11 protein-coding genes are annotated in these 13,167 nt (G+C 67.1%); 3 read left to right on the top strand and 8 right to left on the bottom strand.

Annotation, left to right across the window (positions count from 1 at the left end; translation table 11 throughout):
• Nucleotides 1-14 precede the first annotated feature (14 nt).
• From rpoZ to HV798_RS20540, 4 genes are all read right to left on the bottom strand, one after another.
• On the bottom strand, nt 15-218 hold the full coding sequence (gene rpoZ / locus HV798_RS20555; RefSeq protein ID WP_006219679.1) for a DNA-directed RNA polymerase subunit omega: 204 nt from the start codon (nt 216-218) through the stop codon (nt 15-17).
• A 46-nt stretch (nt 219-264) separates the two neighbouring features.
• A complete protein-coding gene (gmk, locus tag HV798_RS20550) occupies nt 265-897 on the bottom strand; it encodes a guanylate kinase (RefSeq protein ID WP_175193732.1) in 633 nt (210 codons plus the stop codon).
• A 119-nt stretch (nt 898-1,016) separates the two neighbouring features.
• Entirely contained in the window at nt 1,017-1,955 is a 939-nt protein-coding gene (locus HV798_RS20545; protein ID WP_425486162.1) for a c-type cytochrome, read from the bottom strand.
• A gap of 5 nt (nt 1,956-1,960) precedes the next feature.
• A complete protein-coding gene (locus tag HV798_RS20540) occupies nt 1,961-2,683 on the bottom strand; it encodes a c-type cytochrome (protein ID WP_425486161.1) in 723 nt (240 codons plus the stop codon).
• Nucleotides 2,684-2,966: 283 nt separating this feature from the next.
• Between HV798_RS20540 and HV798_RS20535 the strand changes: the two genes are divergently transcribed.
• Entirely contained in the window at nt 2,967-3,737 is a 771-nt protein-coding gene (locus HV798_RS20535) for an SDR family oxidoreductase (protein WP_025136484.1), read from the top strand.
• Between the two features lie 238 nt (nt 3,738-3,975).
• Here HV798_RS20535 and HV798_RS20530 read toward each other — a convergent pair whose 3' ends face one another.
• The 3 genes from HV798_RS20530 to HV798_RS20520 all read right to left on the bottom strand — a co-directional run bounded on the left by HV798_RS20530 (nt 3,976) and on the right by HV798_RS20520 (nt 7,452).
• Entirely contained in the window at nt 3,976-4,572 is a 597-nt protein-coding gene (locus HV798_RS20530; protein WP_025136485.1) for a C40 family peptidase, read from the bottom strand.
• Between the two features lie 332 nt (nt 4,573-4,904).
• Nucleotides 4,905-7,037: a TonB-dependent receptor gene (locus HV798_RS20525; protein ID WP_175193730.1), complete on the bottom strand. Its 2,133-nt coding sequence runs from the start codon at nt 7,035-7,037 to the stop codon at nt 4,905-4,907.
• Between the two features lie 58 nt (nt 7,038-7,095).
• Nucleotides 7,096-7,452: a hypothetical protein gene (locus HV798_RS20520; RefSeq protein ID WP_246289001.1), complete on the bottom strand. Its 357-nt coding sequence runs from the start codon at nt 7,450-7,452 to the stop codon at nt 7,096-7,098.
• 275 nt (nt 7,453-7,727) lie between these two features.
• Here HV798_RS20520 and HV798_RS20515 point away from each other — a divergent pair, with 275 nt between their 5' ends.
• On the top strand, nt 7,728-9,227 hold the full coding sequence (locus HV798_RS20515; RefSeq protein ID WP_425486158.1) for an AMP nucleosidase: 1,500 nt from the start codon (nt 7,728-7,730) through the stop codon (nt 9,225-9,227).
• A gap of 208 nt (nt 9,228-9,435) precedes the next feature.
• On the top strand, nt 9,436-10,980 hold the full coding sequence (locus HV798_RS20510; protein WP_175193729.1) for an amino acid permease: 1,545 nt from the start codon (nt 9,436-9,438) through the stop codon (nt 10,978-10,980).
• A 15-nt stretch (nt 10,981-10,995) separates the two neighbouring features.
• Here the strand turns inward: HV798_RS20510 and HV798_RS20505 are convergent, their stop codons facing one another.
• Nucleotides 10,996-13,092, bottom strand: a complete 2,097-nt coding sequence (locus tag HV798_RS20505) for a TerD family protein (protein WP_175193728.1) — start codon at nt 13,090-13,092, stop codon at nt 10,996-10,998.
• Between the last annotated feature and the right edge of the window lie 75 nt (nt 13,093-13,167).

The following is a 13,167-nucleotide window of genomic DNA, read 5'->3' as shown; positions in this document are numbered from 1 at the left end:
CCCCCCGGAGAGTATCAGGTGGGAACTTTACGCAGCATTTCCACGCCGGTTAGGCCGCCTGCGATTTCGCGCAGTGCAGTGACCGTGGGCTTGTCTTTGCTGTCCAGGCGCGGGGCATGGCCTTGCGCCAGCTCGCGGGCGCGGTACGTGGCGGCCAGCGTGAGCTTGAAACGGTTGGGGATCTGATTCAGACAGTCTTCGACGGTAATGCGAGCCATTAGGACACCTGGTGCTGATGGAGGATAGGGAGAATGCGGATTCGTTTCAGTGCGCGGCCGGGATGCCGAGTTGCGCAAACAATTCAGCATGGCGGGCGGCCTGAGACGAAAAACGTAGCCGCGCGGCGCTGACGATTTGAGTCAGTTCCGACAAGGCTACGCTAAATTCTTGATTAATAATAACATATTCGCATTCAGGCGCGTGGGCGATTTCGCCCCCCGCGGCCATCAGGCGGCGCGCAATGACTTGCGGGGCATCCTGGCCGCGCGCCTTGAGCCGGCTTTCGAGTTCTTCGATGGACGGCGGCAGCACGAAAATGCCGATCGCGGCCGGAAAACGCTGGCGCACCTGGCGCGCGCCTTGCCAATCGATTTCGAGCAGGACGTCGCGGCCTTCGCGGGTGGCGGCGTCGATGGGATCACGCGGGGTGCCGTAGAAATTGCCGTGCACTTCGGCCCATTCCAGCAGGCGCTGTTCTTCGCGCAACTGCTTGAATTCTTCGGCGCCGATGAAGCGGTATTCGCGGCCGTCTTCTTCGCCGGGGCGCGGGGCGCGGGTCGTGCAGGAGACAGACAGGAGAATGGCGGGATCTTGCGAGAGCAAGGCCTTGACCAGGCTGGACTTGCCGGCGCCGCTGGGTGCGACGACCATGAAGACATTTCCGGGGTTGGCGTGCATGAATATGACGTGCGTGTGATGCTGAGACCCGAAGGATAGCAAATCGCGCGGCGCGGCAGGGGGAAAACCCGCCGCGCCGCGCGATTTTGCGTTGAGCGCTGCCGATTATCTGTCGATGATTATTTGGCAGCCGCCTGCACCAGTTTGCCGCCCGGCGCGGGCGAGTCGCTGCCGAGCAGGTGGCCGTTGATTTCCAGGCCATACAGCGAGTCGTCCGAGTCGTGATACTTGGCGCGGGTCTTGGCAACCGATTCGGTATAGCGCGGGTCCTGCGGGCGTTCGTGCGCGTTCATGAAATACGCCACGTCCCAGGCTTCCTGATCGTTCAGCATGCCGGCCTGGCCCAGCGGCATGTTGGCCTTGATGAAGCCGGCGGCGTTGCCGATCTGGTGCATGCCTGCGCCCCAGTTGAACGAGTCCGGGCCCCACAGCGCAGGGAAGACCCAGTGCGTACCGTTCTTCTGGCCCTGGCCCTTGTCGCCATGGCAGACGGCGCAGTACTGCCCGTAGACCTCGCTGCCGCGCACGTAATCGGCCTTCTGGGCCGGCGCAGGCAGTTTCAGGTAGCCCTGGCCCTTGAGCGCAACGCCGGTCGGCGCCTTGCTGGCCAGCCAGAACATGTAGGTCTGCAAGGCCGTCAGCACGGGGTCGTCGGCGGCTGGCGCCTTGCCGTTCATGCTGAAGCGAAAGCACCCTTGCAGGCGTTCGGCCAGCGTGTTGACGTGCCCATTTTTGGCGCGGTAGGCGGGATACAGCACGTAGGCGGCCCACATTGGCGCGGAATCCGCGCGGCGGCCGGCGTCCAGGTGGCAGCTGGCGCAGTTCAGGTCGTTGCCGACGAACTTGGCGGCGTTCTGCGGGGTGTGCAGGAAGATCTGTTCGCCCTGGCGCACGATCTTGCCGAACTCGCTGTCGGGCAGCGAGGCGGCGGTGGGCGGCGTGAAGGCGGGGCGGGCGTCGGTGACGGGACCGGCGGCGTGGGCAGCGGTGGCGGCGAGGCCGGCGGTCAGGGTCAGCGCGGCGAGCCGGGCGGTGGCGCGGCTGAGTCGGCGGGACATCGGATTCATGGCTTGGCTCCCGCGGCGGGGGTGGCTTGCGCGGCAAGCAGGTCGGCCGCCTTGGGCAGGCCGGCGTAATAGGCGGACACGGCGTCGATCTCGGCGTCGGTCAGGCGGGTGGCGACGGCGGGCATCAGGCCCAGCGGGCCGGGCGGACGCTGGCCCTGGCGCCAGGCGCGCAACTGGCCGGCGATGTAGGCGGCAGGCTGGCCGGCCAGGCTGGGAAAGTTGGCGCCGACGCCGATGCCGCCGGGGCCGTGGCACTGATTGCATGCGGGCACGTTCTTGTCCCACGCGCCGCGGTTAGCGAGCCAGGCGCCGGTGTCGTCCGCCTTGGCGGGCGGCTGTGCGGTGGCGGCCAGGCGGTCGATGTTCAGCGGCGAAGGCAGCTGCGCGTAGTACTGCGCCACGGCCTGGCGCTGGGCAGGGTTCAGTGCCTTGGCGGTGGCGGCCATTACCGGGCTGACGCGCGAGCCATTGGCCATGGCTTCGAGCTGCTCGGCCAGGTAGGCGGCGCCCATGCCCGCCAGATGCGGAAACCCGGCGACGGCATTGCCTTCGCCCTTCGCGCCGTGGCAGGTGACACAGGCGGGCGCGCCGTTGGCGCCCTGGGTGCTGATCTGTTGGCCGTCAGGTGCGCTTTGGGCGTTGGCCAGGGCGCTGGCGCCCAGGGCCAGCGCGCCCGCCCAGCGGGCGACGGTACAGGACCGCAGGAAGAAGGGCTGCAAACGGATGGGCAGGGGCCGCAATGACTGGGGCCGTGAAGACAGGGGCCGTGAAGGCATGGAGGAGGTCTCCGTCCGGTTATTGATTTTGAGTAATAAGCTAATTTCCAGAAATTATATAAAAGGTTGTGACAGATCAGGGCATCGCATCGTGATTGATGTGGCGCGCGCCGTTTCATTTGCTTGCGTCGCCGAGGTGGCCGACGGGCAATGATGGAACGTTCGCTTGCAGCATGGCCAGATTGATTCGGGTAGCATTTCGCCGATCGATAACAAGGAGAATTCCATGCACACGAACGAGATCGACCCCCCGCGCGTAGCCCTGGTCACGGGCGCTGGCACCGGCATAGGCCGCGCGGTGGCGCTGGAGTTTCTGGCGCAGGGTTATCGCGTGGTGTTGGCGGGCCGCCGGCGCGAACCGCTCGAGGCTACCCGCACGGCAGCGGGCGAAGACGGCGTCAGGGCGTTGGTGGTGCCTACCGATGTGTCCGACGAGCAGGCGGTGCGCGAGCTGTTCGATGCCACGCAACGCGAATATGGCCGTCTGGACGTGCTGTTCAACAATGCCGGGCGCGGCGCGCCCGCGATGCCGATCGAAGAGCTGCCGGTGGCGCTCTGGCGCGAAGTGGTCGATACCAACCTGACCGGCATGTTCCTGTGCGCCCAGGCCGCGATCCGCGTCATGAAGGCCCAGACGCCGCAGGGCGGCCGCATCATCAACAATGGGTCGATCTCGGCGCATGCGCCGCGTCCGTTCTCGATCGCCTATACGGCCACCAAGCACGCCGTGACGGGCCTGACCAAATCGATTTCGCTCGATTGCCGCCAATACCACATCGCTTGCGGCCAGATCGACATCGGCAATGCCGCCACCGAGATGACCGAGCGCATGGCGGCGGGCATCCTGCAGGCCGACGGCAGCACCAAGGTCGAGCCGCGCATGGACGTCGCCCACGTCGCCCAGGCCGTCGCCGCCATGGCCCGCCTGCCGCTGGAAGCCAACGTGCAGTTCATGACCATCATGGCCACCAACATGCCGTTCGTGGGGCGTGGCTAGGCAGCCGCCTGGCAAGGCAGCAAAAAAAGCGCCCACTGGGCGCTTTTTTTATCGGCCGCAAGAAAGCCCGCCCCGCCGCCGGGCCGCCCCAAGGCGGGGCAGCCTGGGGTGGCGCACCAATCTCATGCTAGAACAGCTGCCCGTGCGCCGGGCCGCCCCAAGGGCGGGCAGCCCCCTAGGGGGGCAGCAAGCACGCAAGGCGTGTGTGGCGTGGGGGCCCTTTCTCTGGGGCCTACATTTATCGGCCGGCGACCATCTGGCCTTGGGCCTGGTCGATGTAGCTGCGCGCGCCGACGTAGCGCTTGGACCAGTACGGGTTCTTCATTTCGTCCACGCGGACCTTGGCGCCGCGGCGCGGGGCGTGCACGAACTTGTTCTGGCCGATGTAGATGCCCACGTGCGAGGTGGTGCCGCGGCCGCGGGTGGCGAAGAACACCAGGTCGCCGGGCTTGAGCTGCTGCTTGTTGGACACCATGTCGCCGTGGGTGCGCTGCTGGCGGGCGGTGCGCGGCAGTTCCAGGCCCGCGATTTCGCGGTACACGAACAGCACCAGGCCGCTGCAGTCGAAGCCTTCGGCGGCGTCGTCGCCGCCCCAGCTATACGGTGTGCCGATGGCGGAGAGGCCGGCCTGCACCACGCGTTCGCGCAGGGTGGGCACGGTGGGTTCGTGTGCCAGGCTCAGGCCGGACAACGAGCCGCGGGCGGCATCGGCGGAAGGAAGGGATGCCTGGGCAGCGCCAGGTAACCAGGAGAACGTCAGGGCCAGCAGGGGGGCGGACAGGAAGGCGGGGATGCGGAACGAGGCAAATCGTGCTTTTCGCGTGGGCGGCGTCATTACGTCACTTCAAAAATCGGAGTAGGCGGCATGGCTTTGCCCAGGGGGCAAGCCGGCGGAAAGGAGGCAGGTGAGCCTAGGGTCTGCCAACGCGAGCGCGGTGCTTTTGCGGTGTTGGCAGGCCTTAGGCCCCACTGACTGCCACGGTATTGTAATGGAATAAAGTTTCATTACATTTGTAGTGCAATGCAGCATTCTGGTGGGGCGGCCGTTACTTTGCCCGGTCGGAAAAAGGTAACGGCCAGCCGTCGAAAATATCGGTGACGGATAGTGGTGGCCGAATCGGGCGGACGCAGCCATCGCCGCGCCCGATCCGTGCCTGGCCTGGCTCGTCAGAAACTGCCGCGCAGCCCGACCATCACCGCGCGGCCGCCCTCGGGGGCGACGTCGCGCAGGACAGACGTGGCGTAGCGGATGGTCTGGTTGGTCAGGTTGATGCCGCGCACATACGCCTGCCACTGCACGGCCGCCACCTTGAAGCGATAGCCGGCGTTGGCGTCCAGGCTGTAGTAGCCGGGCGTGGAGGTGTCGTTGTCCGGATGGCTGTGCTGGGCGAAGGCCTTGGAAACGCTGACGCCGGCGTTGTACGGGCCGTAGCCATAGTCCAGCGCCACGCGCAGGCGCAGCGGCGGAATGCGCGGCAGCGAGCGGCCGGTGTCGTTGTTGCGCGCCACCGTGTAGTCGCCCGACAGGCCCAGGTCCAGCTTGTGGCCATTGCGCTGCAGGACGCGGGTGCTGCTTTCGGCTTCCAGGCCGTACAGGCGGGCGGACACGCCCTGGTAGCGGGCCTCGGGCAGCGCGCCGTCGTCGCCGGCCGCCACTACGTCGCCATCGTCATTGCGATAGCGGCCGGTATTGGTTTCAGCGAGGTAGTTCGAGAAGCGGCTGTAGAACACGCCGATGCTGGCCTTGTCGGCATCCTTCTTGTAGCGCAGCGACAGGTCGCCGGACCAGGCGCGTTCCTTGGCCAGGTTCTGGTCGCCCACCAGGTACTGGCCGGTGGCGGCGTGCGGGCCGTTGGCGTACAGCTCGTAGAACGTCGGGGCGCGTTCGGTGTAGGCGGCATTGGCCGCCACCGACCAGGCGCTGTCCAGCTTGTAGATGCTGCCCAGCGAGAAGCTGCCGGCCGTGAAGCTGCGGCGGCTGGCGCCGTCGAAGCGTTCATAGCCGCCGCCGGCCGGCGTCAGGCGAGAGTAGTCGGCGCGGGCGCCCGCGCTCAGGGTCAGGCGGTCGTTCACGGCCCATTCTTCCAGCAGGAACAGGGCGGCCGAATCGGTGTCGGTGGTGGGCACCAGGGCTTCGTCGCCCAGCGCCGAGAAGCGCGTCTGGCCCAGTTGCAGGCCCACGACGCCGTGCAGCGGGCCGATGTCGGCATGGCGAGCCTCGAGGCGGGCCTCGTAGCCGCGGTTCTTGAAGATGGTGCCCGTTTCGCCGTCTTCGATTTCCTTGTGCTGGTAGTCGGTGTAGGCGAAGTTGAGCTTGACGCTGGTGAACAGGCCGTCCAGGTCGCGCAGTTCGCTGGCGAAGCCGAAGCGTTCCTGGCGCATCTTGATGCGCACGTCCGGCTCGGCGACCGAACCGTAGTCCGAGTCGTAGCCGCTGTAGGACAGGCCGGCATAGCCATGCTCGCCGGTCCAGGACATGCCCAGCGCGCCACCGCTGGCCTGGCCGTCGCTGTTGGGCAGGCGGCCCCGCGGTTGGTCCTGGTCAGGGCCGTCGATGGCGCGTTGCTGCGACGAGCGGGCGTAGCCGGGAATGCGCAGGTCGCCCGTCTTGCGGCTGAAGGCGTCGGCATGGATGGCGAAGGTGCCATCGCCGCCTTCGACTTGCACGGCGCCATTGCGGTCGTTGTTGGCGCCGCCGTAGCTGCCGGCCACGTCGCCGTGGATGCCGTCGATGGGTTCGGTGGGAATGCGGTTGTCGATGGTGTTGACCACGCCGCCGATGGCGTTGCCGCCGTAGAGCAGGGCGGCCGGGCCGCGCAGGATCTCGACGCGATTGGTGGACAGCGGGTCTTGCGGCACGGCGTGGTCGAACGACAGCGACGAGGCGTCCAGCGATCCGACGCCGTTGTTCAGGAGGCGGATGCGGTCGCCATCCAGGCCGCGGATGATGGGGCGGCCGACCATCGGGCCGTAGGTGGTGGTCGATACGCCGGGCAGGCCATTCAGCGTTTCACCCAGGTTCGAGCCGCGCCGCAGGTCCAGGTCCAGGCCCTGCACGATGGTGGACGGCGAAGCCAGCGCTTCGCTGCCCAGGGGGTTGGCGGTGATGACGACGGGGGACAGCGTGGTGGTGTCCGGGGCGGCCTGGGCGAGGGCGGCCTGGGGCAGGGCGAGCAGGCAGGCAAGGGCGAGCGGGGTCAGGGTCAGCGAGGTGCGGGCGGATGACGAGCGGGCCGACGATGAAGCGGTGAAGGCGCGCAGGGACAGGCGCGTTCCCGCGGCGGAAGCAGCAAAAGGCATGGTGGCAATCCTGGGTGCCGGCCAAGAGGGCGGCGGTTGAAATCGGGGCTAGGGGATTTCAAGCCGCGGCGGGCGGGGCGCGGGATTGGAACCAGCTGCCGGCGGCCACGGTGGCGCCGCCCGGCGCCGACGGCGTCGGTGCGATGCGGGGCGCCGTGCCGGCGATGAGCGGAAAGGACGCCGGCAAGGTGGCGTCCAGCAAGTCCCAGATGTGGCAGAGGTCGCAGTGGCCGAGCTTGTCGGCAGTGTGCACGTCGTCTGGCACCGGGGCGGACGACGGGTTGGAGGCCGCTCCGGCGAGGGATGCCGCCAGGTTGCCGTGCGCCGGCGGCGCGCCGTTGTCCAGGTGCGTGAGCACGTGGCGCAAGCCGCCCAGCGGGGCCAGCAGCAGGCAGGCGCACAGCCACGCCAGCACGGCCCATCGGGTCAGGTGCTGAGGACTGCCTGGGCGGGGGCGATAGGCCGGCGGCATCGGGGAAGGGGGCAACGGAAACGGAAAAAACGGAATGATATATTGTTTCTATTGCGCTGGCGATGCCGGCTGCGGCGACCACGCGCCGAGAAGCGCGCGAATATGACACTTCATACGGCCCCGGGGTCGTGCATAATCGTCGGCATCGGCCTCTTCCGGCTTGATTGCCGAGAGCGGCCGCTTAAAACAAGATAGAAAAGAAAGCGGAGTAATGCTCAATGATGAACGCAGTACACCCCCTGTCCTCCATGAACCGGCCCGAGGCGATTCCTTTCGAGCCCTACCATGACGCGGTGGCGGCGGTCGACCGGCTGGTGGAAATCTACGCGCGCAACACGGCCTTCCTGCGGTCGGCGTTCCGCGAAGTCCTGAAGGGCTCCGGCAACGGCCGCGAACGGGCCCGCGCGTATTACCCGGCCATCCGCATCCTCGTCGAAACCTACGACCCCATCGATACCCGCCTGTCGTACGGCCACGTGGCCGAACCCGGCATCTACCAGACCACCGTCACCCAGCCGGCCCTGTTTCGCGACTACCTGATCGAACAGGTGGGCCAGTTGCTGCAGAACCACCGCGTGGCGGTCGAGGTGGGCGAGTCCGATTCCCCGATCCCGCTGCATTTCGCCTTTCCGGAAGGCGCCTATGTCGAAGGCGAGCACCTGGAAGCGCTCAAGCGCCCCTTGCGCGACCTGTTCGACGTGCCCGACCTGGCCGTCACCGATGACGCGATCGTCAACGGTTCGTGGCGCGGCAAGGAAGGCGAACCCAAGCCGCTGGCGCCCTTCACGGCGCAGCGGGTGGACTATTCGCTGCACCGCCTGCAGCACTACACCGCCACGGCGCCGGGCCACTTCCAGAATTTCGTGCTGTTCACCAACTACCAGTTCTATGTCGACGAGTTCTGCGCCCGGGCCCGCGCCCTGATGGCCAGCGGCAACGAAGACTACGAGATGCTGGTCGAACCCGGCAACCGCATCACCCGGCGCGGCGAATCGTCTCCGGCCGACGAAGGCCAGGGCCAGCGGCTGCCGCAGATGCCGGCTTACCACCTGGTGCGCGGCGACCATTCCGGCATCACGCTGGTCAACATCGGCGTGGGGCCATCCAACGCCAAGACCATCACCGACCACATCGCCGTGCTGCGTCCGCATGCCTGGCTGATGCTGGGCCACTGCGCCGGCCTGCGCGATTCGCAACGGCTGGGTGATTACGTGCTGGCCCACGGCTATGTGCGCGAAGACCACGTGCTGGATGCCGATCTGCCGACCTGGGTGCCGGTGCCGGCCCTGGCCGAAGTCCAGGTGGCGCTGGAGCAGGCTGTGGAGGAAGTGGCCGGCCTGTCCGGCTGGGACCTCAAGCGCATCATGCGCACCGGCACGGTGGCCACCATCGACAACCGCAACTGGGAACTGCGCGATCACGTCGAACTGGTCGAGCGCTTCGCGCAGTCACGCGCCATTGCGCTGGACATGGAATCGGCCACCATCGCGGCCAACGGTTTCCGCTTCCGCGTGCCTTACGGCACGTTGCTGTGCGTGTCCGACAAGCCGCTGCATGGCGAGCTGAAGCTGCCGGGCATGGCCAGCGCCTTCTACCGCCGGCAGGTCAACCAGCATCTGGAAATCGGCATCCGGGCGCTGGAGCGCCTGCGCGACATGCCGCCCGAACGGCTGCATTCGCGCAAACTGCGTACCTTCATGGAGACGGCGTTCCAATAAGGCGCGTTGCCTTTACCAGGGGAAAAGCGCTTTCCGAGCGGCCCAAAGGCCTTCGGAAGGCGCTTTTCTTTTGTGGGCGGCCGCGGCGGCATTTCCCTGGGGATTTCGCCGACCGGGGGCAGTTGCGCTATGCTCCGCCGTTGCCGGGAAAACCCGCAGCCCTCGCCACCCGGCCGGCGGGGGCTTTTCGCTCTGAAGGAACACGACTTTGGCATTATCGGAACACGACTCGCGCCCAAGCGGCGGCAAGGCGGCGACACCCGCGCCGTCCGAACTGCGCCGCACCTTGTCGTCGCGCCACCTGACGATGATCGCGGTGGGCGGCTCCATCGGCACGGGCCTGTTCGTGGCCTCGGGCGCCACCATCGCGCAAGCCGGCCCCGGCGGCGCGCTGCTGGGCTACGTGCTGATCGGCGTGATGGTCTATTTCCTGATGACCAGCCTGGGCGAACTGGCCGCCAGCATGCCGGTGTCCGGGTCGTTCTCGACCTATGGCGCGCGCTATGTGGAAGAGGGCTTCGGCTTCGCGCTGGGTTGGAACTATTGGTACAACTGGGCCGTCACGGTGGCGGTGGACCTGGTGGCCGCCCAGCTGGTGATGGCGTACTGGTTTCCGGACGTGCCCGGGGTCTACTGGAGCGCGCTATTCCTGGCGATCACCTTCGGCCTGAATGCCTTGTCGGCGCGCGGCTTCGGTGAAGCGGAATTCTGGTTCGCCCTGATCAAGGTGGTGGCGGTACTGGCCTTCGTGGCAATGGGCGTGATGATGCTGCTGGGCATCATCCGTGGCGGTGAAAGCGGCGGCGTGGCCAACTGGACGGTGGGCGACGCGCCTTTCGCGGGCGGTTTCGCGGCGCTGATCGGCGTGGCCATGGTGGTGGGCTTCTCGTTCCAGGGCACCGAACTCATCGGCATTGCCGCCGGTGAATCGAAGGACCCCGCCAAGAACCTGCCGCGCGCCGTGCGCCAGGTGTTCTGGCGCATTCTGCTGTTCTATGTGGCGGCGATCCTGGTGATCGGCCTGCTGATTCCTTATACCGATCCGCATCTGCTGCGCAACGAAGTCACCGACATCAGCGTCAGCCCGTTTGCCCTGATCTTCGAGCGCGCCGGCCTCTTGGCCGCGGCCTCGATCATGAACGCCGTGGTGCTGACCTCGGTGCTGTCGGCCGGCAATTCCGGCATGTACGCGGCGACCCGCATGCTCTACAGCCTGGCGCGCGACGGCAAGGCGCCGGCGGTGTTCGGCCGTGTGTCGCGCTCGGGCGTGCCGTTGTGGTCGCTGGTGGCCACCACGGTGGTTGCGGCGCTGTGTTTCTTCACGTTTGTGTTCAGCCCCAAGGCCGTCTACATCTGGCTGCTCAATACGTCGGGCATGACCGGCTTCATTGCCTGGCTGGGCATTGCCATCAGCCACTACCGATTCCGCCGCGGCTACGTCAAGCAGGGCCGCAACCTGGCCGATCTGCCTTATGTGTCGCCATTCTTTCCGTTCGGTCCGATCTTCGCGTTCGCGCTGTGCCTGATCATCACGCTGGGGCAGAACTACCAGGCTTTCCTGGAGCAGCGCATCGATTGGGGCGGCGTTGCCGCCACGTACATCGGCATTCCGCTGTTCCTGCTGATCTGGCTGGGCTACCGGCTGGCCAAGGGATCGCGCTTCGTGAGCTACAAGGACATGACCTTCCCGGACGCCCGGGCGCGCAGCGCGTACCTGGATTCGGCCTTGCGGGGAGAGCCAGCGCCGCGCTGACCAAGCGCGGGCGCGCTAAACCAGGAATTCCGCGCGGATACGGTCGGTGTCGAAAGGGGTGATGCCCCCGTGTACGCCAAAGACAGTCCGCGCTGCCTGCGCGTCGTCCACGATCCGGCCGCGCGCCTGGGCATGCAGCGTGAACAGCGTATGCAGGTCGGGTTGGGGGCGCGTCATCAACGAGCGCAGCATCAGCGACACGCCGGACAGGTTGTTGGCCACATTGTTCAGCCGGGGCTGTTCGCGCAGCGCCACATCCATCCAACGGATGCGCCCGGCGTGCAGGTCCAGCGCCAGCGGCAGGCTGATCATCATATTGGACGCCAAGTCGACCCGATCCATGACCGTGCGCGGTTCGAAGGGTTCGCCCGAATTCGCGTCATGGCGGGCCATCCATCCGGCGAAGCACTCGGGCAGGTCGCAATACGGCTGGCCTGTGAAGCTATTGAGCACCATGACGACGAAGCGTACGCCGCGGCCGCGCAGGCGTTCCAGGTCCAGGTCGATGAATTCAGCCGCACCCTGCGGCGCGTCGACGATATCGCCGCTGTGATAGCCGCCGTAGCTTTGCAGGCGGTAGTAGGTCAGCGCGTCGATGAATTCGAAGTCCGCGCCGAACATGGCGGCAGACAGGTCGACGTCGGCGCGGCCCCTGCCGTTCTTCCACCAGAGGAACATTCTGACGAAGTCAGCGTCGGGCAAGGGCAGGCTGCTGCCGCGTGCCAGCGTGCGCAGGCTGCGCGACGCGGCGCGTTGAGCCAAAGGCACCACGTGATCGCGCAGCGCCGGGTCCAGATAGCAGTCGCCCAACGGCGCCAGCGTGGCAAACCGCTTGAGTAGCGTGGCCTGGCACAGGTCGCCAAGGGCCGCGGCCGATCCATCGGGCAGCGGTGCGCGGGCGTCCGCCATCGCAAATACCTTGGCCACGTCGCCCTTGGGGTAGAACGAGCGCAGCGCAGTGGGCGCGTCGCGGTGCGTCGCGTGGGTATGCAGTTGCAGCAGCAGGGGAGTCGGCACCTGCTCGATGACGCGGGCAAAGCCCTGCAGGACCGACTGCGGGTTTGCCGCGGTACGCAGCAGATGGTCCAGCCGGCGCGCGAATTCGCCTGGGCGGCTGGCCAGGCGCTGGGCGGCGTCCTCCGCCTGGCCGGCGGCCAGCAAGGCTTCGATGGCGCTGTTGAAGGTGGCCGGGGGGCGGCCGCTGCGCAGCTGGGCAAAGGCGGCGGCCGTCGCCGGGAAGCGGTCGGCGTATTCGCCGGGGTGCAGCACTTCGCCCAGCCGCTTCCAGCGCTCTTTCCAGCGCGGCATGTCCTGTGCGGCATTGGGGTGCCGCTCTACAAGCGCCAGCAACTGCTTGCGCCGGGCGCGGGCAAGGGAGGCAAAGCGCGTGGGCAGCGCAAGCGACACATCGCCGTCCGCCAGGGCCACCGCGACGCGGAGCACGTCGGTGGCGGTGTCCAGCCGGTCATGCAGAAAGGCGTCCGTGGCGGAGCCCGGCACGTGCCGGATGAGGTGGGAGCAGACCAGTGCAAGCGTTTCTTTGAACGGAATCTTCGCCGGCATCAAACGGAAGATGTCGGCACGATATTGCTTCACGTACCAGGCCAGGTCAATGCGATCCGTCTCGGACAGCGAGGTGGCCGACGCGGCCAACTGGGTGAAGATGGCTTCGCATTCGGCGGCCTCGCCCAATTCAATGATCTGCGGCTCGCGCCCATGGAACAGCGGCGGGCGGTCGGAGCCGTCGCCGGGCATCCGGCGCAGGGTCACGTAGTGCGTGATGGCATCCAGATAGCGCTGCGCATCGCTCAAGTCCTGCACCTGTTTCGGAAAATCCGGGTACAGCGGCCGGTACTGGCGGTGCGCGCCCGTCATTTCGCGCAGGACCTTCAACAGTTGGCGTCCGACCAGCGTCACGGACGGCCGCGGCCACGCCGCCAGGCGGGTCAACACCGCATCCGACAACAGGTAGCCCAGCGCTTCGGCTTGCGCCTGGATGGCGGCCAGCTCGACGGCGGTCACGGGGCCTGAGGGCGTGTCGGACCCGTTGCCGGCAGGAGGTGTCTTGCCCAGCAGGAGCCGGCAGCGGCGACGCAGATAGATCGGATTCATGATGCAAGTCCACGTGAAAACGCCTGCCGAAGGCAGGCGCAATGCGGAAAGCGGGAACCCTAGGTATCAAGGATA

This window comes from Achromobacter deleyi (assembly GCF_902859705.1).
In the GTDB taxonomy this organism is placed as follows: Bacteria; Pseudomonadota; Gammaproteobacteria; order Burkholderiales; family Burkholderiaceae_B; genus Achromobacter; species Achromobacter deleyi.
The sequence above is the reverse complement of the archived record's forward strand: the minus strand, read 5'-3'. Positions and strand labels throughout refer to the sequence as shown.